A 21,375-nucleotide genomic window follows, 5' to 3' on the forward strand; every position below is an offset into this window, starting at 1 on the left:
CCGAGGGTCTAACCCTCTCGACTTGCATGCCTTATCCACGCCGCCAGCGTTCATCCTGAGCCAGGATCAAACTCTCAAAAAATATCAGAAGTAAATCTGATTATATAAAAGAAAATAAATTCTTTTTAATTTACTACGACTCCGAGGAGCAATAGTAAATATTTGAAATAGACTCGAATTTTTGTCTCGATTGCTCGAGACCGGACTAATCGCAAAAAATTGCGATTAATTTTTGCTTCTCTAAATCAAAAGGTTGGATTTAGAGAAACTATTCACTTGTTAAAGTTCACGCTTTCTATTCTTACGAACAAAAAACACATCTCTGCGGACAAACACAATCATACGCAAAGATGCATCTTCAGTCTTTTCTCTCACCCCTAATTTTAAAAGTCTTTATTGAGTATTATTTAATGCCTTGTTTGGTTTTAAATAATTATATCTGGAACTCAACTGTCTTTAGCCATTGTAGAGCGCTTTTCGAAACCTGTCAAGGGGTAATTTTTCAGTCGCCCTAGGCTTTGGCCAAAGCCGTTTTTTCCAGCTTAATTAGGCGCATTTCGTGCCCCTCTAAGCGTTCGTCTGCCTTTTCATCTTTCTCCTTATTTTCTGCTAGTGAAGATTTAACATAATCCATGTCTTCAATCAACAAATCTGTTTTTTCAGCTAACCAATCAACTCTTTCGGTTAAAACATCTACCCTACCAGTTAGGACATCTACTCTACCAGTCAAAACATCAACTCTCTCAGTTAGCACATCAACTCTGCCAGTTAGAACATCTACCTTTAGAGTCAAATCATCTACCCTAATAGTCAAGACTTCAACCTTACTCGATAAGTTATCGACTTTCTTATCCAAACTATCAAACCTTCTCGAAAGATTCGAGAGTCCTTCACCGAAGACCTTGAAATCACCTCGGATGCCCTCAAGGACAACATCAAAGTGTCTTGTCATTCTTTCTTCTAATTTTTTGTCTTCTTCATTCATAATAATATTTTAGCACTTCTGAAATTACAGTCAAACTTCAATTTCATTGCTCTTGCAAATCTTGGCATATTCATAAAAGCTTTTCCGCGGGTGGCGTTCTAGGGTTTTGTAATCCATCTCAATCAGTCCAAAACGCGGCCAAAATCCCCTCATCTCAACAAACTCAAAATTATCCAAAAACGACCAATGGAAGTATCCCCGCACATCCACATCCTCCGAAATTGCTTTTTGCACAAACCTTAAATGATCCTTTGTAAACTTAGGCCTCTTTGAATCATCAGCATCGGCAATACCATTTTCTGTTATATAAATTGGCTTCCCACTTTTTGATGCTCTTTTTAAAACATTATATATTCCTTCTGGAAAAATCTGCCAACCCAAATCACTTTGCAACTCTGTGACTTTTTTATTTTCAAAAATTCTCCAAAAATGTCCGCCTAATTTTAGATTTATAGCAAATAGTTGATAATATTGAATTCCAAGAAAATCGCAAGAATCGTCAAAGGCTTTAAAAAAACGATAATTAGCAAAATAATCCATTATTTTAGCAGCTAAAATATTCCAAGGAAAATCATTATACGGCCTTATATCAAACATAAAATGAGAACAGCCTATTTGAAAATCAGGAGAAATTGATTTTGCAAGCTTATAGACATCTTTTTGGGTCTGCATCAAATTTTTAAAAGCAAAATTGGCGCCAATTTTGCTTTTAAGTCCGGGGGGTTGATTTCCAAACAAATAACCCAGAGATACTTCCGTTCCGGGTTCATTCAAAGGCATCCAGAATTTAACTAAACCTTTGTATTCATTGAAGATACGCTCTGCATATCTCAGATAATATTTGACAGTGTCTTTATTTTTCCAAGCATTCATCTGTCCAACCCAAACAGGATTAGGCCAATGCCAAAGAGTGACAAACGGTTCAATGCCTCTTTCTCGTAAAGCTATTAAAACTTTTCGGTAATGCTCGATCTCTTTTTCATCAAATCTTCCTTCTTCTGGTTCGATGCGCGACCATTCGATAGAAAATCGATGAGCGTTGTGTCCGCCCTCTTTCGCCAAATCAAAATCCTCCTCATATCGATTATAATGATCACAAGCTCGTCCTGAAATATAATTTTGCGCATCAAACATTTCCGGAAATTTTTCCTGTTGCCATTTTTCCCATTTTTTGCCAGCCCCTCGAGCTATCCTATCGGCATTATTTTTTTCCCATTGCGTCCAGTCATTATTAGTTCCACCCTCCACCTGATGTGCCGAAGTCGCCGCACCCCATAAGAAACCTCTTGGAAATTTTAGTTTTTTGTTTTGCATATGATTCAAATTTTACCTAAATTTTACTCCGCTCAGTTTCAAAATCTTTTTCGCGTCGGTCCGAACTAATTTTACCGCGTCCCATTCGGGATGTTTTTTCTTCAGTGCTAAAATAATATACCTTCCCATTTTATACCCCAAAAGAGCTGGCTTGCCTTCTCCGCCATATGCCCAGGAATAATAGGCTGACATTTTCCTCCATTTAATTTTATCCATCCTACAAATCCAATTTTCTATCTGCCGATCCTTGGAGGCTAATTTTTCAGAATCATAGACATTGGGAGCACACTCCTGCGCAAAAACATCCGCCAAGCCTTCTGAAAGAACAGAATTTATCAGCATATGATTTTTACCCTCCGGCAAAAATCCGACATAGCCACGCGAAGCATGATGCATTTCATGATAAACCAGATAAGCAAGTCTATCTAATATTTTTTGCTTTATTCCTTTTTTAAAATCCAGTTCTTTCGGATTTAGCATAATCCGCACCCAATCAGTTGCCTGAGCAAAGCCATGCGCGCCTTTCCTTTTCCAGGGATACACAGTGAAAGTGAAAACTTTCGTTTCAAAAGGAAGAATCTTAGCAACTTTTGCCGAATCTTCCCTAATAATCTTTCCAATCAACACTTTGACTCCCTTAGAAAAATCATTGTCTGCTTCAATAAACTGGATATTAATTTTCATCGCCTATTTATTAATACCTATTTTTACCCTCAAATCTTCCAAACACTCTACTGCTTTTTCGGAATCTTCTGCTGGCATCCAAGACGCAAATTGCTTATCTTTTTCCACACTTTCCCATGGCCCATCTTTTGTTTCAAAAACAACGCTATCCGGCTTTAAGGCAACCAATGAATGATAAATTCCAGCGGAAAGCTCGATTGTTCGAATTTTATCCGGAGCAAGAATATACGTTCCAGTAATATTTCCGTCTTGATCAAATATCAAAACAGACACTTCTCCTTGATATAGGGTAAATAATTCTCGCTTAGCGGGCGACTCGTGCTTGTGTGCTTGCATATATGTCTCTGGCTGGAGTGCCATCGCCATTCGCTGAACCAAATCAGATTTTTCGGTGTGCAAACAAACACTGGCTCTTTTTCTTGGACTCTTTCTAGATTCATCCAACAGCTCTTCTATTACTTTTTGACCGATTATTTTTACTCCAGCTTCATTGTATGCCATGTCTTGCATATTTTTTAAATTTAAAATTATTTCCTCACGATCCCTTGTCGGTTCAACGTCTCCTGACTTGAACCATGAATTTCTTGGAATTTATTTAATTAATCGCAATAAATCGCAACTCTACTTTTTTACAATCCTCTCCAAACCCCCCGGCATCCATTTCCGCAAAACCTCCGGCACAGTCACTGATCCGTCTTCGTTTTGATAATTTTCTAAGATAGCAATCAGTGGTCGTACGGATGGCAAGGCGGTGTTATTCAAAAGATAGGCGAATTTTTTGTTGCCGTCCTTGTCTTTATATTTCACATTGAGTCGCCGCGCTTGCCAATCAACAAAGTTCGAAGCTGAACCGGTCTCACCCCAGCGATTGAGGCCTGGCATCCAGGCTTCCAGATCGAACGCACGATATTTTCCCGGAGCCATATCCCCAGTGCAGATTTGTAATTTACGATATGGCAGTCCCAATTCCCGATGCATTTCTTCTGAGATTCCCACCATTTCTTCTTGCAAAGCAGTAGAAGCCACAATATCCGCCTCTGAAACCACGACTTGCTCCACTTTGAAAAATTCATGCACACGATAAAGTCCTTTATTGTCCTTGCCATAATCCCCAATCTCACTGCGATAGCACGGAGAAAATCCGCAAACTTTGATCGGTAATTTTGCGCCGTCGAGCATCTCGTCAGAAAAATATGCCAGTAGCGATGGCTCGGCAGTGCCGACCAAAAATTTCTTTTCCTTCGAATCCGCCCCGTCCATTTCCTTGTCGCGCGTGGCAATTTGATAGATATTATCCGACGCACTGTCATAATCCGTACCCTTGAAATAGCCACTGCCAAACAGCGCAAAACCTTTTATGAGCGTCGGTGGAATGATCGGTGCGTAACCCTTTTCCGCCATTTTGTTTAGCGCATACATCATGAGCGCCATCACAAGCAGCGAGCCTTCATTTTTCAAATAATACCCACGATAACCGGAAACTTTCGCTCCTTTTTCAAAATCGACCAAATCCAAATCCTCGGCCAGTTCAATGTGCGTCTTAGGTTTAAAATCGAATTTACGAATTTCTCCCTTTTGATAAACTTCCACATTCCCACTTTCATCTTTCCCAACCGGCGTATCTTCTGAGGGAATGATCGGCACTTGCACCATGAGTGTGTCAAATTGTTTTTTCAGCTCCACATATTCCGGCTCCGCCTTGGCCATTTTTTCCTTGACTGTTTTTCCTTGCTCAATCGCCACTTTGCGTTCATCATCCGTTTTGCTCATCTGCATCAACTCATTCAGTTTATTTTTTTCCGCGCTTAAAAGTTCAATGTGTTGCAAAGCTTCGACGCGTTTTTTGTCCACCGCCAAAAGCTCATCAAGATCCAACTTGACGTTTTTATTCTTGATCGCCTCTCTAAGTTTGTCCGCATTCTCACGGATGAATTTGATGTCTAGCATAACTTTTTTTAGCTTATTATTTAAGAATAGGTGTCATCCTGAGCGAAGTCCGTACTCGGACGCAGTCGAAGGATCTGCCTACGGTAATCGTAGTTCGTGCTATTCACAACAACACTAGCAGTAATTGAAAGCAGATTCTTCGACTCCGCTGCGCTACGCTCAGAATGACAATAAGGGTTACGAATTAAATTATTTTATCTTCTCTAGATCCCCATCCAAAACCACCGGCTCCATCGCCACCAGTTCATCGTAATAGGAGGACTCTGGAATCGGATTGAGTAAAAATATTTTTTTTCGCAGGACATGCGCAAACCCCATTTCCAAAAAAGTATTTCCGCCGATATAATTTTTGATGCCGTTCTTATCTAAATTACAAACCAAGATCGCATCTGACTTTTTTATTTCCTCATAATAGCCGCGGATCAAATCGTGCTCGATTTTGTTTTTCGCCGATTCTTTGTGCATTTCATCTTGAGTTAGAAGTGCGGCATACTCTTTCGTAAAATCAGGCAAGACAACCGCGTGACCGATTTCCCTCAACTTATTCCCAATCTCAAGCATTTCCCGGCAAGCGGTCATACTTCCACAAAAAGTAATTTTCATTAATTTATTTCCCCAATATCGACGACTTATATTTCTCCGGCTCAAAGCTTTTGAGCCTCACGATTTCCGCTTTAAGCTTACGTTTTTTGAGCTGTTCTGTCAATTCGGGGAGATCTACTCGCTGGTCATACCCGAGCGCAATCACCTCGGGTCGATATTTTTCAATTGCGACGTACTTGTCGTCCAGATCGCCCAAAATCACCTCATCAGCCAGTCCACTTTTTTCCAATGCTTCCAATCTCTCATCTTCGCTATTCCTCGTCCACTCACTCTTGACGCGAAGCACGGTCTCATCCCGCGCCACCACCACAATCAAATATTCCCCCAACGCTTTCGCCTGCGAGAGATAACTTTTATGTCCCGCATGAAATATATCAAACGTCCCAAATGCCATTACTTTTTTCATAGTCATTTCTTTTTTATAATCGCTTCGATCTTTTTGCAAAGTTCAGCTTTCTTTTTATTATCATAATAACCTTCAATTTTCCCTAAAAGCTTTGCTTTTTCAAAAAACAATAACGCTGGCAGTTTTTTGATTTTTAATTTTTTAGTCAGTTCTTTCTCTATTTTTACTTTTCTATATTTCATATCATGATCAACCAAGAGATCCTTAACTGGAATTGATTTTAAAAGACACATTATTGAATCATCATCAAAAAACTCCGCCATCACCGATTTCTCTGATTCTAAAACTTCTATTTGAAATTTATCATCTTTAATGAGAAAAGCTGGATGAATTGGCTCAGCGCCATAGCGATCAATAAATAAATCTGATCTTTTTCTTGGGTCAGCATCGATTTCCTTTTCAATCTTCTGATATTCTTTTTCATTCCTTGCAATAAAAATCGCATCCACCATACAGGCTTTTTCACACTTTTCACAACTGATGCATTTTTTATTATCAATTTTGATGCTTTTCTTTTTCTCGTCCCATGCCAAAGCCCCAGTCGGACAAACCGCCACCCCATTACACTCCTTAGCATTATCACAAATTTTAAAATTAATCAGGACTGGCATAGATTAATGTTGAAAAAAATATTAGAACCCAAGTTTACCAGAAATCCCTTGCAGCGCCAAAAGTCCAATCTCCAAAAATTCATCCAGCGGTATTCCCGCTTTTTCACACTCTTTGATTAGTTCACGATTACAACGCGCGGCAAAACCTTTGTTCTTAAATTTCTTTTTTAGCGATTGCAAAGTAAGACTGGAAAGTTTTTTGTCCGGTTGCATCAGTGTCGAAGCGATAATTAGCCCTGTTAAGGTTTCCGCCGCCACCAAACAGTATTGCAAATTCGTCGAACGCTCCTTATCTTTTAGCGCTGGAATTGCATCCATTCCATAGCCATGCGACTGAATTGTCTCAATCAGAAATTCACTTCCGCCCGCCTCACGCAAAATTTCCTGACACTGCACACAATGCTGCGCCGTATTATCTTTCGTCAAATCCCAGTCAATGTCATGAAGAAGTCCAATTATTCCCCAATTTTCTTCATCTTCTCCGAATCTTTTCGCCAACGCCCGCATAATCGCTTCTGATTCAAGCATATGCAACTTCGTAATTGGATCCTTGATAAATTCGTCCAACAATTTGTCTGCTTGTTGTTTTGTAATTCCTAACTCTTTAGTCATATTATTTATATTTTTAAAAACGGGTTATTTATCGAGAAAGTAAATTCCTCTAGGTCGCTAATATCAAACCTTTCTTTGGGCTGGTATTTTTCATTATATATTTCACTAATGGAGCAAAATCGCGCTTTGGCATAGTCGAAGCCTAATTTTTCCGCCATCTCTTTCACGTCAACTTCCGACAATCCTTCAATTTCAGCTAACGGCTCCAAGAATGGCCAATCATCAAGCATAATTTCCACAGTCCCCAATTTCCATACCTCCCGCTTATTTTCCTGATAGGATCTGCGATTGCACCCGATTAACATTAGGAATTCTAATCCTTTTTCAAAGCTATCAATTTCCAAAAGTGTTTCTTTTTGTTCCTCGATTCGATTCCCTCCAATAACCTTAAGGGTCATAGTAATTTTATCGCCCTCATCTCTCAATCGAAGCCAGCCACCTTCAATTTCATGCCCTTTTGGCAAATCAAAAACTATCCTTTTTTGCAAGAATTCTTTTTTGACTAACTTAGCGCCGTTAGCTTCTAGTTTCCGCCGTATTTCACCCTTATCAACATCTGGAAAAGTGGCTTCGTATTCTATTTGCATAATTTTAAATTTTCTTACAAGCCTCAAAATGAATCTTTGGGTCAGCTAAATCAAACACTTCCATCACGCGATATTTTCCTTTAGTGAAAACTCTTCCCTCTTCCAAAAAGTGTGTCGCTTCCAGAATTTTAATGCTGGCAATCGGTCGCGATAGTTCTTCTTTGCCATTCGTCTCACAAAGTGGAATCTGCCCATTCCCCCAAAACTCACTGTCGCTCAAGTAGAATAATCTCTGTTCGCTTTTTAGAAATGCATAAACTTTTCCCACTTCCAACTTCTCCGGAATACATTCCTCAATTTTCCGCTTGCCATTTTTGTGCTCCGCGATACTACGCAGCGCCAAATCCGGATTAAATTCAACTTTGATGCCCATAGTTATTTTTTAAAGTTTTTAATAAAATTTTCTACCGAACGATCAAATGTATTTTCCACATCTTTCGAAAAATAACAAGCCGGCAGTTCGCCTTTTTCTCGATGCTCTTTTATGCACTCACAACAAAAACCCTTAAGCTCGCAATCATAGGTGCAATTACAATTGATTTTATTTTTTTCTCTTTGGCATTCCATAATAACCTTTAATAATTGTCATTCCCGCGAAGGCGGGAATCTAGTGTAAAAACTAAATTTAGTTTGATTAGCCTAATGCTAAGATTATCTATTTAAACAGAATCTTTCCACTGGATCCCCGCCTCCGCGAGGAAGACAGAAAGAAAAATTATTCTTTTGTTTTCACCGACGGAAAAATAACCGTTTCGCGGATAGATTTATTCATCAGAAACGAAAACAGCCGTTCGCTCATGCCGAAACCAAACGCTGGCGGCATGCCATATTCCAAGGCTTCCACAAAATCTTCATCTAGCATCTGCGCTTCTTTGTCCCCGCCTTCACGCGCAGCCATCTGTTCCAAAAAGCGGTTTTTTTGATCGATCGGATCATTCAGTTCAGAAAATGCATTGCACAGTTCGCTCGCTCCCGCCACGATCTGCAAACGCAAAGTTCTTTTGGGATTTTTTGGATCAGTCTTGGCCAGTGGAGAAACCTCCAAGGGATGCCCGACGAGAAAACATGGTTGGATCAATTTTTGCCTGACAGTTTTTTTGTAGAGCAGATCAATCATCCGACCTTTGGAATAACCGGGTTCGTATTTTATTTTTAATTCGTCCGCCTTCGCGCGCAATGCTTCGGCGGATAAATCCGCGTTCAGGTCTAATCCCGTTTCTTTTTTAAATTCCGTGAAATAATCGACGACCGGAAAAGGCTTGCTCCAATCAATTTTAGCGCCTTCATATTCCGTGATTAGTCCACCCGTAACTTTCTCCACGATTTCGCGATAGAGTTTCTCGCAAAACTCCATTCCCGCTTGAAAATCCCAATAGCTGGCGTAGAATTCCATATGATCAAATTCTTGCAAATGATCGCGATCCATCCCTTCATTGCGAAAAACCCGCCCAATCTCAAAAACGCGCTCATAGCCTCCTACGAGCAATCTTTTCAAGGGTAGCTCTAAGGAGATACGGAGGTAAAAGTCTTGATCTAGGGCATTGTAGCGCGTCACAAACGGTTCTGCCTCTGCTCCACCAGGCGTATGCTCCAAAACCGGCGTTTGCACCTCCAAGAAGTTTTCCGCTACCAAAAACTGGCGGACAGTCTGCCAAAAAATATTTTTCTTGCGGAACAGCTCGCGCGTCTCGGCGTTCAGCATCAGGTCCAAATAACGTTTGCGCAAAAGCGCTTCTTCATCTTTCAAGCCAAAGTACTCCGTCGGGATCGGACGGATATTTTTGGAAAGCATTTTCCAATTTTCTACGCGAACACTTTTTTCATTTTGCTTTGTCAAAAACAATGTCCCCGTCATAGAAATAAAATCACCAATTTCAACGGTATCTTTAAATAAAGCAAATATTTTATTTTCGCTAGGCGTATCAATGGAAGCCAACATTTGTTCTGAAAAAAATCCCTGAATTTTACCCGTCCCATCCTCGATGTGGCAGAACGCTATTTTTCCCATTATTCTAAGTGACCGGACACGCCCAACGAGTGATATTTGCTTATCGGTGCCATTCAAATTATCGAATTGTTCCAAGGCCTCGGCATTAGTCATCGACCGCTCGCATTTCTCCGGATAAGCCTCCATCCCAAATTCTTGGATAGTTTTTAGTTTTTCCAGCTTAGTTTCCAAAATATCTTCACGCATAAAATTTGTGTTGATTAAATATTTTCTTAGCCAAGACGAGGCAATGCCTCGTCTCTACAATAGGTCTATATTAGCGCATTTGGCGCAAATTGGCAATTTTCGCTGAAATCAAATAGAGACGTCCCAGCGGAGCGTCTCTACAAAAATCAAATCTATTTCAAAACAAAAAATTACTTCACATCCAAAATCGTATAATTCACTATTCCACCCGGAGTCACAACATCTACCTTGTCACCTTTCTTTTTCGCCATAAAGGCTTTGCCCATCGGTGATTCGTTGGAAATTTTCAGATCAGCTGGACTAGCTTCGTTTGATCCGACGATTTGAAATTCCATCTCTGATCCGTTAAACTTCACACTCACCTTTGAACCTAATTGCACCACGCCTAAATTCTTGTCATAGGTCGCGACTTTTGATTCCTTGAGCATAAACTCCAACTCTGCAATCTTGGTTTCATTTTCTCCCTGCTGGGCTTTGGCGGCGCTGTATTCGGCGTTCTCGCTCAAATCACCTTGCTCCTTGGCTTCTTTGATTGCGTTCGCGATTCCCTGGCGCAGCGTAGTCTTTCTGTGTTGCAGCTCATCTTTGATTTTTTTCAAACCTTCCTCAGTAATGAATTTGATCATAGCATTTTTTTAGTTTGCTTTTTATAAAAAATTGTCGTTCCTTTTTGGACGACATTGGAAATTGTACCAGAAATAGAATATGTGTCAACCCCGTAAAATCGTTTCGCGACAGCGGGGCAAGTACTAGCATTTTTTTCACTAACTATTTTTTATCTCGCGAAAAATACCAATCATAAACTTCTTTCGTCACTGGTACCGCGCTGGAGTGGCCTTCACCTCCACCTTCGACGAGAACTACCATCGCAATCTTTGGATCATCAAACGGCGCGAAAGAAATGAACCATGCGTGAGTTTTATCCTGCGAGCCATATTGCGCCGTACCGGTCTTTCCAGCCACCGCCACTGGAACATCCTTAAGTGTCTGCGCTGTTCCAGAAGTGATCGTCTGGCGCATTCCTTCACGCACAACTTGCATAATTTCCGGAGAGATAAAGTCTTTCCGAATTATTTCTGGCTGGACATAAGAATCTTGGCCATTATTTCTACGGATCCGGTTGACCAATTTCGGTGAATAAAGCGTCCCGCCATTGGCCAGCGTCGCTGTATAATTGGCCAGTTGCAATGGCGTCGAGAGAACGAAGCCCTGACCGATCGCACAGTGATAACTATCACCGATATACCATTTCTCTCCAATCTTATCTTTTTTCCACTGTTCGCTCGGAATCAAACCGACAGATTCCCCTTGCAAATCGATTCCTGTTGCCTCGCCAAAACCGAACAAATCTTCATACTTTTTCATCCGATCCATTCCCAATCCGACAATATTCCCATAACCGCCACCGATGGTGTAGAAAAAAACGTCATTACTTTCCGCGATTGCCGTGCGCACATCGCTCGGACCATGCGCTTTCCAATCGCCAAAACGGAAAGCTCCGATACTAAGACTTCCACCCATACCATTGATAATTGTCGAAGGAGAAATTGTCCCCTCCGAAAGCGCGGCAGCGGCGACAGCCGGCTTAATCGTCGAACCAGGCGGGTATTCTCCGCCCGTAACCCGATTAAGCAAGGGAAGGTCTTTGTCAGTGATCAAGCTCTTGTAGGCATCACTCGTAATTCCGCTGGCAAATAAATTGTTATCATAACTTGGCAAACTGACCAGCGCTAAGATTCCGCCGGTCCGCGGATCGATCGCCACCGCGGCAGCCGTTTTTGTTTCTGTTTTTTCCAAGATGGCTGATAAGCTGTCATACAATTTTTTTTGCAATTCTTGATCGATATTCAAAATCAGATCGCTTCCGGCTTGCGGACTGATCACTCCCAGATTCTTTTTGATCTCTCCGCGAGAATCGACCTCAACTTGTTGCGCGCCATAGACACCCTTCAACTCTTTTTCATAACTTTTTTCCAAGCCCGTCTTGCCAATATAGTCAGTCATAAAATAGCCCTTGTTCGTTTCCATTTCCGCCTGGGTTATTTTCCCATCATAACCGATGATGTGGGAAAAAATTGCACTGTTTTCATAGTTCCTGATCGCAGTTTTTTCCAAAGCGATCCCGGGAAATTCGTTGATTTTTTCTGCCAAAATTAGCGACTGATCTTGGGTGATATTTTCTTTAAGCAAAATCGGATCAGTCGATTTGTCATTCTGACTGAGCAGTGCCATTTCCACATTGCCTTGGTTCATATTAAGAACACCAGCTAAGTTTTGCGCCAACATCTTTTTTTCTTCTGGATTTTTTGGCAAATAGCTCGGTAAAATAACCACATCGATACTTGGTGAATTTCGCGCTAAAATATTGCCAAATTTGTCATAGATATTCCCCCGCGGAGCTTTGATTATGATTTTTCTGATCCGATTTTCCGCCGAAACGAGTGAGTAATATTTACCATTGACGATATCCAAAAAAAAGACGCGGCCGAAAAGAAAAATGAGAACTGCAAAAACAAGATACCAAACGATTGCTAAGCCGTTCCGCTCAAATGGTTTTTCAATGATAGCTTTTTCCTTCTGCTCGACATTCATGATTGCGTCTTCAATCTCAATGCCGCGCGCCATCCTCCTGTTTGTAAAATATCCTCGAAACATAGGCAATTAAAATATCTTACTCCGCGTCTTCAGAAATTCCCAACTCTCGATTTTTTTCATTGAAAAATACACCAGAGGAAAAAACAAACTGTTCAAAATAATCGCTTTCAACAAAGTTCCGCTAAAAAAATAGACAGGAACATCCCCAATCGCAATTCTGCTGAAATAATTTTCAATCAAAAATAGTCCGCTTAAAAATAAATTGTTAGCTAATGTGCCAAAAATGATCATCATTATCAAGATGAATACCCGCCAATTACGCGCGACAACCAGAAATCGTTTGGAAATGAAACTGACAAAAAAAGCGATCAAGACATAGGTCACGATATGCACGCCGACCGGATGAAAAGTTATCAGATCCTGGACAAAACCAGCCAAAATATTGCCAAACAATGCTTTCTCAAAGCCTTCGCGTGCAGTCCAGACAATGACCAGAAGCAGCATGACATCAGGGCCCAGTCCCCAAAAAAAACTATTAGAAAACACCGCCGTCTGCAAGATGGCCGAAAAAAAAATGATCAAACAGATGGCTAATTTTTGCAGCATATTATTTTATCACAAAAACGGTATCCAGCTTGGGATATTTTATCCGGGAAACAACGACCGCCCGCTGGAACAAACGATCTTCAGAAACCTTAACTTCCTTAACTTTTCCCACCAAGAGTCCTCGCGGAATATTGCCACCAAGTCCGGAAGTAATGATCGTATCGCCAATATTGAGTACATCCGACTGCATTACCATATCCATAACAAGCCCCAGGCCATATTCTCCCCGGATGATCCCTTTAGCTCCCGTTTCTACATCAGTCACATTGACCGCACTATTGGAACTAGCCAGCAGATTGATTTTTGAGCTGGAAGAATAGACCTCTTCCACTTTTCCAACCAAGATCCCATTTGCCACAATCACCGCCATTCCAGAAGCAATTCCGTCCTTTTCACCTTTGTCAATAATGATCCAACCTTCCGAACCTTGCGGATCTTGCCCAATCACAAAACTACCGACCAGAGAAAATTTGTCCCGAGGGAGCAATTCCAGCTGTTCACGGAGCATCACGTTTTCATTTTCCATCTGCTTAAGTCTGGCCACCTCGCCCGCTAAAAAATTATTCTCTTTGGAAAGTTGCACATTGTCATTCTTTATTTCTGAAATAGAAGCAAGCAACGAAGTCGTTTCGCCGACTTTCTGGCTCGCTCCATAGAATATTTTTTGAAAAGGCAATGTCAGGCTCAAAAAAATTCCCCGCATCGGTTCAAAAAAACCTCTCGGATTAAGAAAGATCAGAAAAGCACACACCACCGCGACCAGGACCAGCTTGGTTATTTTTGATGTAAAATATTTTTTCGGCATAAACTAGTCAAATGATTTTTCATGCTGATTCTCTACCAGTACTTCGCGCAACGCTTCTATATCTTCCAATACGATCCCCGTGCCACGTACGACCGCTGTCAGTGGATCTTCCATCATCCGCACCGGAATTTCTGTGTGATTAGCGATCATACGATCGATTCCGCGGATCAGTCCACCGCCGCCAGCCAAGATGATCCCTTTTTGCATAATATCGGAAAGTAGTTCCGGCGGAGTTTCTTCCACGGCCGTCTTAATATTATTGATAATGATCCGGATAGAACGCGAAAGCGCTTCACGCGCCTGGTCATCCGTGACTGTCACCTCTTTGGGTAGTCCGGTGACAAGATCGCGTCCACGCACTTGCATCTGTTTTTTTTCTTTTTGCACACACGCACTGCCAATCGCGATCTTCACGTCTTCGGCCGTTTTTTCTCCAATCAAAAGATTAAACTCATCCCGACAATAACGCACGATATCTTCATTCATCTCATCGCCCGCAATGCGCAAATTGCGCGAAACCACAATTCCACCGAGAGAAATGATTGCGATATCCGTCGTCCCACCTCCGATATCCACCACCATATTGCCTGAAGCTTCCTGCACGGGCAGACGCGCGCCAATCGCCGCCGCCATCGGTTCCTCGATCAAATAGGCTTCCCGCGCTCCTGCGTTGATTGTCGCATCAATCACGGCTCTTTTTTCAACTTCCGTCACATCCGAAGGAATGCCAACCACTACTCGCGGACGCGGAAACAGCGTAAAACCGCCACCGCGATGAACCTTATCGATAAAATATTTAAGCATCTGCTGGGTAATTTCAAAATCACTAACGACGCCGTCAACCAATGGCCGGATCGCCACAATATGCCCAGGAGTCTTTCCCACCATCCGCTTCGCCTCTTTTCCGATCGCCAAAACTTGACCGGTCTTTTTGTTGATCGCCACCACGGAGGGTTCATTGATCACAATTCCCCGTCCTTTGACATAGACCAGGGTGTTTGCCGTTCCCAAATCAATCCCAATATCCTTGGAAAAACCGCCAAACATACCGCCCGATATTTTTCTAGAAAGATTTTTAATTTTCTTTAACATAAAATGTCTTGAACTATGATTAGTCTGATTGTCTGCTGAACTCAGCACTTACAAATTTACCCGAGTCAGCCTTATTTTCTAAAAAATTCTGTCTGAGAATGCCTTTTTTCTTCAAAATTTTCCATTGGCTGCCGTTGATTGAGGGGAAATTTTGAAAAGAAAAAAGAGCATTCGAGTTATTTTTTTAGAAAATAAGGCTGTGAGGAAAAATAAGCAACTCCTATATAGTCTAAAATAACTTAGCAATATCTTTGTAGGTCACTGCCAGCATCAAAAGCATAAGCAGGGCGAAAAATATCGTATGAAAAGTTTGCTCAACTTTCTGACTGACGGGAGAGCCTTTGATTTTTTCAATCAGCACAAACAAGATTCTTCCACCATCCAAGGCCGGAATTGGCAAGATATTGATAATCCCAAGATTGATGCTAAGAATCGCAGCAAATTGGATGATATAGACCAGACCAAGATTAGCCACTTCTCGCGTAAGAATCGCAATACCGACCGGCCCCGCCACATCAGCCGATCCTCCGTGACCGGCAAAGAGCATTTTAATCAGACCAAAAAGTCCAGCGAAAATCATCGCTGTCATATCCCAAACTGCCACCAACCCTTTCCAAATCGCTTCCGGCCAAACATATTTGACTAGCGTAGTTTCCGACAGAGCAATGCCTAATGCGCCTTGCCCCTCCGGCGCATCGACCCGTGGAGTGCCTTTCAATGCCAACTTTTCCTTTCCGCGAAAAACTTCCAAGGTGATTTCTTTTCCCCGATTGGCGTTGATATAATTCTGGACATCTTTAACGTTTTTTAGCGCTACCGCTTTTCCCTCTGAGTCTGTTTGCACTTTGCTAATTTCATCACCGACTTTGAGACCCATCATACTTGCCGGAGCATCAGCAATGAGACCGGAAATTTGAATTTTGGATTTCGCCGTGTTATTCGCATCAGAATTAACTTCTTCTGGCGCCCCGATCATAAAAGCGATTGAAAGCAAGAGCCAAGCAAACATAAAGTTCATAAATACTCCCGCGGACAAAATCTTCACGCGCTTCCAAGCACTCTTGCCGGCGAAACTATCATCATCACCCGCATGTCCGCCATCCTCACCCTTGATCCGCACGAACCCGCCTAATGGAAACCAGTTCAAAGAATAGATGGTTCCACCTTGTAGTTTTTTCTCATGTGCTTCATGCAGATCCACTTTTTCATTTTCGTCGTCACCGTCTTTTCCACCCCAGATGATCCGCCACTTGGAAAAGAGTTTTTTCTTTTTTCCCGGTTCGGGTTTTTCCCGCAAGAATTGAAAACCGACGATCCGTGGCGGAAAACCAAAACCGAACTCCGGCGCTTTGACGCCATTCCTCCGCGCCACCACGAAATGCCCCAACTCATGGACAAAAACTAACATCCCCAAAATTATGATGAAAATCAAAATCGCTACGAACATAGTAGTTTATATTAGTTGATTATTTTTTTGTTTTTTATTTCTCAAACCTGCATAATCTCCGCTTCTTTTTTCTTCCGAATATCCTCAATTACGGCGTTATATTCCTCCACAACTTTCTGTAATTTTTCCTTGCCTTGAAACTTATCGTCCTCTCCGATCGTCAGCGCCTGAATTTCATCCCACACATCCTCCCTGAGTTTTCGCACTGCAACGCGCGCGCCTTCCGCTTCTTGGTTCAAAATTTTCACAAATTCTTTCCTCCGTTCTTCTGTGAGCGCCGGCACATTGATACGAATTATTATTCCATCATTCATTGGATTGAGTCCCAAGTCAGATTCCTTGATGGCTTTTTCAATGAGCGCTAGCGTGCTTTTGTCCCACGGAGAAATGACAATCGTGCGTGGTTCCGGCACAGAAACGCTGGCCACTTGTTTTAAGGGTGATTTTGCGCCATAGTAATCCACCATGACATTATCCACCATTGCCGTTGTCGCTCTCCCGGTTCGCACCTTCCCCAGATTTTCCTTGAAATGCGCAACGGTTTTTTCAAAATTAACTTTACTTTTTTCGATCAGTTCTTGATACATAGATTTAAGAATAAATGATTATTTCCAAGACTTATTTCGCCGTAAACCCAGCATAAATGATACTTGGATTCGTCGGCGCGTATTCCAAAATGCTCATCGGCTTTGCCACATCAAATTGCGAAGTGACCCAAGTCTTACCCTCATCGAGTGATTTATAGGTCGCTTGCATCGCGCCATAGATAATTTCGCGTGAATTTTGGGGATTGATCGCTAACGCGCTAACAGGAGAATTTTGCGGATTGTTCAGTATCAAAATCGTCTCCCAAGTGCTTCCGCCATCCTTACTGCGAATGATACCGGTTTTCCCAGCCAAATAGACCCACTTGCCATTAGTCGGATCAGTTTCCAAAACACTAAAACCATTTCCCAAGCTTCCCGTGACCGTCGTCTTGTTTGCCAAGCTATCAAACTTATCTCCACCATCAGAACTGGCCAAAATGTCGCCGCTCTTTGTCAATAAATATACCAAATTACTATCCCGCGCATCCAGTACAATTTTCACTACAGGAGCTTGCGCTTGAAAAAGATTGCGCCAAGAAACTCCACCATCCGCACTTTTCAACACCTGATTATCACTTGTCGCCGCATAGAGCGTATTGGCACTTTTTTTGTCCACGGTCAGGTACACTACCAACGGTCCGTTGGTTGCGGCAGTATAGATTTCCGTCCAACTGTCTGTCGCACCTGAGGCGGTATTTTTGAAAATTTTTCCGCGATTATTCACGACCGAACTGGCATAAATTATTTTCGAATCGCTCGGATCAATCACCAGTCCATAAACTTTGTCCGACTTGAAAGTTAAAAATTCCCAGCTATCTCCGCCATTAGTTGATTTCATGATGCCTCCCGAGCGCAGTCCTGCATAGACAATATTTTGATCATGCGGATCAAAAACCAGTGTGAGCGGATTAATATCAGCCACGGTCGGCTTATTGCTCGCCGCACTGGAATCTTTCCAGCTTTTTCCACCATCCTTGGAAACCCAGATACTCTTAGAAACTGAATACTTCTGCACCACTCCCGGAGCATTAGTCGAACTCGTCAAAGAACACCCGGAAAGCACCAGGCTAGCAAGAAAACCAGTCAAAATAACTACGCCTCTTTTCATATCCTTCATTATATACTACCAAACAAAAAAAATCCACTAGTGGATTTTTTTTTGGCTTTAAATCAAATTACCACGAAACTAGACTTTACTGCCATCATTAGCCTGCTTTTCAACCTCTTTAACCTCCGCTTCTTGAATAGATTCCGACTGAGTTGGTGCGACCACGGTTTCCTTTTTTTTGATATTAACAAAAGCTAAGATCACTAAAAGCAACGTGAAAGCAATGGGGAAATTGATAAGTGCAAAAGGAGAGATGATGAGCAGTGGCAAAGTCATCAGGTGCAAGCCCAATTGGTAAGATTTGCCATAACCGATTTCCACATTCTTAGCATGCGCGACGAGCCAGATGAGCAGTGCCGCCAAAAGAAGATAACACAAACGAAACATGATAAAGAAGATGGCGAAAATAAAAAAACCGACCACAAACAAAGGAAACAGCAATTTCAAGTATGGCGAGTATTTATCGACAAAGCTTGTCACGGATATCTTGTCAATGACCATGTCCGGCATTTTTTCTAAGGATTGGGTAGTAATTTTTCCATTGCTTTCCTGATAAACCAGATAATTTTTCGTGACCAGAATAGCTGTCTTATATTTCGACAGGTTATCCGCGCTCGCTTCGCTCTTCGTGTCGATCGTGATCAGATTTTCAAGTTTTCTCGACCGATCAGTATCTTCTTTCATTGAATCCGGCAATTTCAAAAAATACGGCTCATCTGCGTTGATAGAAACATTTCCATTTTTGAAAGTTACGACCAACTCTTGAGGATAGCTCTCTACTGCCGTATGCACGGCGTCATTCAGTACCTTATTAATTTTTGGAAAAGAGAATAGTGAAAACCCCGCCACCAAAACGACCACTGCGATCAAAGAAAATAGTGCGAAATATTTCACAGAATAGGAAAAGGGTTTTTCAATCAGTTCTTGATAATACTCCGGGCCATAGATACTTTTCCCCACTTTCTTAAAAAAGCCGACTGGCTGTGCTTGTTGTTCCATTTTTTTAATTTATTTTTTATGCCTGAATTATAGCATATATTTTCACTCCCGAAAAACAAAAAATTCCCCGAGAGGAATTTTTAGCTTAAAGACAAATCCTTAATTTTTCATTTCGAGATTTGCATTTTTAATTTTCTATGTGCGCCCACCAAGACTCGAACTTGGGACCGTTTGCTTAAAAGGCAACTGCTCTACCGACTGAGCTATAGGCGCATAATTAGGTTTTAAAGCAACTTTGCTAGTATAACACTAAAAAACTTTCCGTCAAGGAAGTTATTCGCTTCGCGAACCCGTACTACCTGCCCGCAATGCTACGCATGGCGTTGCAGGCGGACGAAAACGGGACACTCGCCAGGCCGAAGCCTTGGCGTAGCGCTGGTGCGAATTAACCCTTTTTTGAAAAACTACATGATAAAATCTACCCTACCTGAGGAGTTTTTTATGGATAAGAAACATAAACAGGAGTGGCGCCAGCATCCAAAAAAAAGCAAAATTAGGTGAAATCAAATAGTCATAGGAACTGGAAGATACGTAGCTAAGAGCGATTTTTTTTGGCACGATGGAAAGCATTACACTAAGCATCAGCATTACCTCCAAAAAACTCATCGCAAATACCCGCCAAAGGAAACCCTTGCCCGAACCGGAAAGCGGAATCTCAAACATTTTCTTGCCCAAAATCGTCAAAACAACAATAATACCGAAAAATAAAATCAACTCGTAAGTATAATCAGGGAGAATCTTCTCCGGAAAAACGCTGAGCAGTGCCACGGCAACATAGATATTGATGAGCACTGTGATCAACTTGAAACGGCCGATCGACATGCCAAACACAAAACTGATCAGCGCCACGACCAGAAACAGCATCACATCCTGGGAAGTTTTCGCCGAAAGCCCCAATTGAGAAAAAATCAAACTAAGATTCATATTTATTTTTTATTTTTATAGTTTAATTTTACTCCCTTTTTGTTTTTTTGTCACGAAAAAATTATTCTCCCAACCTTCCCAACTCCTCCAAGAGTCTTTTTTGATCACGAGAAAGTTTTTTCGGGATCCGCACCATCACTTTTACAATCTGATTGCCTCGCGCACCAGAATGCAAATCGGGGATACCTTTGCCTTTCACGCGAAATTGCTCGCCCGATTGGGTACCGGCCGGAATCTTCAGTGTCAGCCGCCCATCGATCGTTTCAATGATTGTCTCACCACCAAGCGCTGCGACCGAAAAAGGAATTTCCACCGAACTCAAAACATCTTGTCCGCTCCGCTTGAAATCATTGTGCGCCCTCACATGAACATTGATATACAAATCCCCGGAAACACCCCCGACACCGCCCGCTTCGCCTGCGCCTTGCATCGAGAGCGTCTGGCCATCCATGATGCCGGCTGGAATTTTAATCTCTAACTTAGTCTCTTCCATCACTCGCCCATCGCCGCCACACTTAGAACATTTTTTCGCAGTAACCTTCCCAGATCCGTGACACTCGGGACACTCAGCCACTTGCGAAAAATTACCAAAAAAACTGCGACTGACTTTTTGCACTCGTCCCGCTCCACCGCAAGTCGGGCAAGTTTTCAATTCACTGCCCTTTTCTGCTCCCGTGCCATCACAACGGTCACAAACTGTCTGTTTGCGTAGATTGATCTGGCGCGTCGCTCCGCTGACCATCTCGGAAAATTCAATTTCTACATCAACCTGAATGTCCTTGCCCCGTTTTCTGCGCGTAGTCGCACCACCTCGTCCGCCGCTAAAAATAGAAGAAAAGATATCCTCAAAGTCTCCGCCTCCAAACTCAAAGTCGGCATTTTGTCCTCCTCCGCCAAAACCTTGAAATCCGGAGAAATCGAATCCACCAAACCCCTGCCCTCCGCCCGCGCCAGCACCTGACCGACCTGCTTGTTCGAAAGTTTGGCCATACTGGTCATATTGCGAACGCTTGGTCTTGTCGGACAGCACCTGATAGGCTTCATTAATTTCTTTGAATTTTGCCTCATCTCCACCGGCCTTGTCCGGATGATGTTTGTGCGCCAATTTGCGATAAGCTTTCTTGATCTCATCGTCACTTGCGCCCTTGGAAACGCCTAATGTATCGTAAAAATTTTTAGCCATAAAAAATTATAAAGCAGTTTGATTTAGAGAAAATTCACACCCCAAATATTAGCACGAAATAAAAAAATTAGCAATCCCCTCTGGTG

24 protein-coding genes, 1 tRNA gene and 1 rRNA gene are annotated in these 21,375 nt (G+C 42.1%); all 26 read right to left on the reverse strand.

The window, feature by feature from the left end; genetic code table 11:
* Positions 1-82: ribosomal RNA gene (locus WC848_06680) — 16S ribosomal RNA — on the reverse strand; the annotation flags it as partial.
* A gap of 429 nt (positions 83-511) precedes the next feature.
* On the reverse strand, positions 512-985 hold the full coding sequence (locus WC848_06685) for a hypothetical protein (protein MFA5962337.1): 474 nt from the start codon (positions 983-985) through the stop codon (positions 512-514).
* Between the two features lie 30 nt (positions 986-1,015).
* Positions 1,016-2,299, reverse strand: coding sequence for a glycoside hydrolase family 1 protein (locus WC848_06690; protein ID MFA5962338.1), 1,284 nt, complete (start codon positions 2,297-2,299; stop codon positions 1,016-1,018).
* Between the two features lie 12 nt (positions 2,300-2,311).
* Positions 2,312-2,983 (reverse strand): DUF2268 domain-containing putative Zn-dependent protease, encoded by a 672-nt coding sequence (locus WC848_06695; protein ID MFA5962339.1) that lies wholly within the window; start codon positions 2,981-2,983, stop codon positions 2,312-2,314.
* Positions 2,984-2,986: 3 nt separating this feature from the next.
* Positions 2,987-3,493 carry a WbuC family cupin fold metalloprotein gene (locus tag WC848_06700; protein MFA5962340.1) on the reverse strand — a complete coding sequence of 169 codons (507 nt, stop codon included), beginning with the start codon at positions 3,491-3,493 and terminating at the stop codon, positions 2,987-2,989.
* Between the two features lie 111 nt (positions 3,494-3,604).
* The gene (gene serS / locus WC848_06705) at positions 3,605-4,930 is read right to left on the reverse strand and encodes a serine--tRNA ligase (GenBank protein ID MFA5962341.1); all 1,326 of its coding nucleotides are present in this window, start codon (positions 4,928-4,930) and stop codon (positions 3,605-3,607) included.
* A gap of 189 nt (positions 4,931-5,119) precedes the next feature.
* Complete coding sequence (locus WC848_06710) at positions 5,120-5,533, reverse strand: hypothetical protein (GenBank protein ID MFA5962342.1); 414 nt, start codon at positions 5,531-5,533, stop codon at positions 5,120-5,122.
* Between the two features lie 4 nt (positions 5,534-5,537).
* Positions 5,538-5,939: an adenylyltransferase/cytidyltransferase family protein gene (locus tag WC848_06715; protein MFA5962343.1), complete on the reverse strand. Its 402-nt coding sequence runs from the start codon at positions 5,937-5,939 to the stop codon at positions 5,538-5,540.
* Between the two features lie 2 nt (positions 5,940-5,941).
* Positions 5,942-6,550, reverse strand: coding sequence for a 4Fe-4S dicluster domain-containing protein (locus tag WC848_06720; GenBank protein ID MFA5962344.1), 609 nt, complete (start codon positions 6,548-6,550; stop codon positions 5,942-5,944).
* A gap of 21 nt (positions 6,551-6,571) precedes the next feature.
* Complete coding sequence (locus WC848_06725) at positions 6,572-7,162, reverse strand: HD domain-containing protein (protein MFA5962345.1); 591 nt, start codon at positions 7,160-7,162, stop codon at positions 6,572-6,574.
* A gap of 5 nt (positions 7,163-7,167) precedes the next feature.
* Positions 7,168-7,749 carry a CYTH domain-containing protein gene (locus WC848_06730; GenBank protein ID MFA5962346.1) on the reverse strand — a complete coding sequence of 194 codons (582 nt, stop codon included), beginning with the start codon at positions 7,747-7,749 and terminating at the stop codon, positions 7,168-7,170.
* A gap of 4 nt (positions 7,750-7,753) precedes the next feature.
* The gene (locus WC848_06735) at positions 7,754-8,122 is read right to left on the reverse strand and encodes a hypothetical protein (GenBank protein MFA5962347.1); all 369 of its coding nucleotides are present in this window, start codon (positions 8,120-8,122) and stop codon (positions 7,754-7,756) included.
* Between the two features lie 2 nt (positions 8,123-8,124).
* Entirely contained in the window at positions 8,125-8,316 is a 192-nt protein-coding gene (locus WC848_06740) for a DUF6485 family protein (GenBank protein MFA5962348.1), read from the reverse strand.
* A gap of 148 nt (positions 8,317-8,464) precedes the next feature.
* On the reverse strand, positions 8,465-9,943 hold the full coding sequence (gene lysS / locus WC848_06745) for a lysine--tRNA ligase (GenBank protein ID MFA5962349.1): 1,479 nt from the start codon (positions 9,941-9,943) through the stop codon (positions 8,465-8,467).
* Between the two features lie 170 nt (positions 9,944-10,113).
* Entirely contained in the window at positions 10,114-10,569 is a 456-nt protein-coding gene (gene greA / locus WC848_06750) for a transcription elongation factor GreA (GenBank protein ID MFA5962350.1), read from the reverse strand.
* Between the two features lie 142 nt (positions 10,570-10,711).
* A complete protein-coding gene (gene mrdA, locus WC848_06755) occupies positions 10,712-12,598 on the reverse strand; it encodes a penicillin-binding protein 2 (protein ID MFA5962351.1) in 1,887 nt (628 codons plus the stop codon).
* A gap of 6 nt (positions 12,599-12,604) precedes the next feature.
* Positions 12,605-13,144, reverse strand: coding sequence for a rod shape-determining protein MreD (gene mreD / locus WC848_06760; GenBank protein MFA5962352.1), 540 nt, complete (start codon positions 13,142-13,144; stop codon positions 12,605-12,607).
* 1 nt (position 13,145) lies between these two features.
* Positions 13,146-13,949, reverse strand: a complete 804-nt coding sequence (gene mreC / locus WC848_06765) for a rod shape-determining protein MreC (GenBank protein MFA5962353.1) — start codon at positions 13,947-13,949, stop codon at positions 13,146-13,148.
* A 3-nt stretch (positions 13,950-13,952) separates the two neighbouring features.
* Positions 13,953-15,041 carry a rod shape-determining protein gene (locus tag WC848_06770; protein MFA5962354.1) on the reverse strand — a complete coding sequence of 363 codons (1,089 nt, stop codon included), beginning with the start codon at positions 15,039-15,041 and terminating at the stop codon, positions 13,953-13,955.
* A gap of 229 nt (positions 15,042-15,270) precedes the next feature.
* Positions 15,271-16,488, reverse strand: coding sequence for an RIP metalloprotease RseP (gene rseP, locus WC848_06775; protein MFA5962355.1), 1,218 nt, complete (start codon positions 16,486-16,488; stop codon positions 15,271-15,273).
* Positions 16,489-16,529: 41 nt separating this feature from the next.
* Entirely contained in the window at positions 16,530-17,075 is a 546-nt protein-coding gene (gene frr, locus WC848_06780; GenBank protein ID MFA5962356.1) for a ribosome recycling factor, read from the reverse strand.
* A gap of 31 nt (positions 17,076-17,106) precedes the next feature.
* Positions 17,107-18,183 (reverse strand): YCF48-related protein, encoded by a 1,077-nt coding sequence (locus WC848_06785; GenBank protein ID MFA5962357.1) that lies wholly within the window; start codon positions 18,181-18,183, stop codon positions 17,107-17,109.
* Positions 18,184-18,261: 78 nt separating this feature from the next.
* Positions 18,262-19,182, reverse strand: a complete 921-nt coding sequence (locus WC848_06790; GenBank protein MFA5962358.1) for a DUF1189 family protein — start codon at positions 19,180-19,182, stop codon at positions 18,262-18,264.
* Between the two features lie 140 nt (positions 19,183-19,322).
* Positions 19,323-19,395 (reverse strand) — tRNA-Lys (locus WC848_06795).
* Positions 19,396-19,605: 210 nt separating this feature from the next.
* On the reverse strand, positions 19,606-20,106 hold the full coding sequence (locus WC848_06800) for a hypothetical protein (GenBank protein MFA5962359.1): 501 nt from the start codon (positions 20,104-20,106) through the stop codon (positions 19,606-19,608).
* 61 nt (positions 20,107-20,167) lie between these two features.
* Positions 20,168-21,289 (reverse strand): molecular chaperone DnaJ, encoded by a 1,122-nt coding sequence (gene dnaJ / locus WC848_06805; GenBank protein MFA5962360.1) that lies wholly within the window; start codon positions 21,287-21,289, stop codon positions 20,168-20,170.
* Between the last annotated feature and the right edge of the window lie 86 nt (positions 21,290-21,375).

Source organism: Parcubacteria group bacterium (genome assembly GCA_041659505.1).
Taxonomy (GTDB): Bacteria; Patescibacteriota; Minisyncoccia; order Moranbacterales; family UBA2206; genus UBA9630.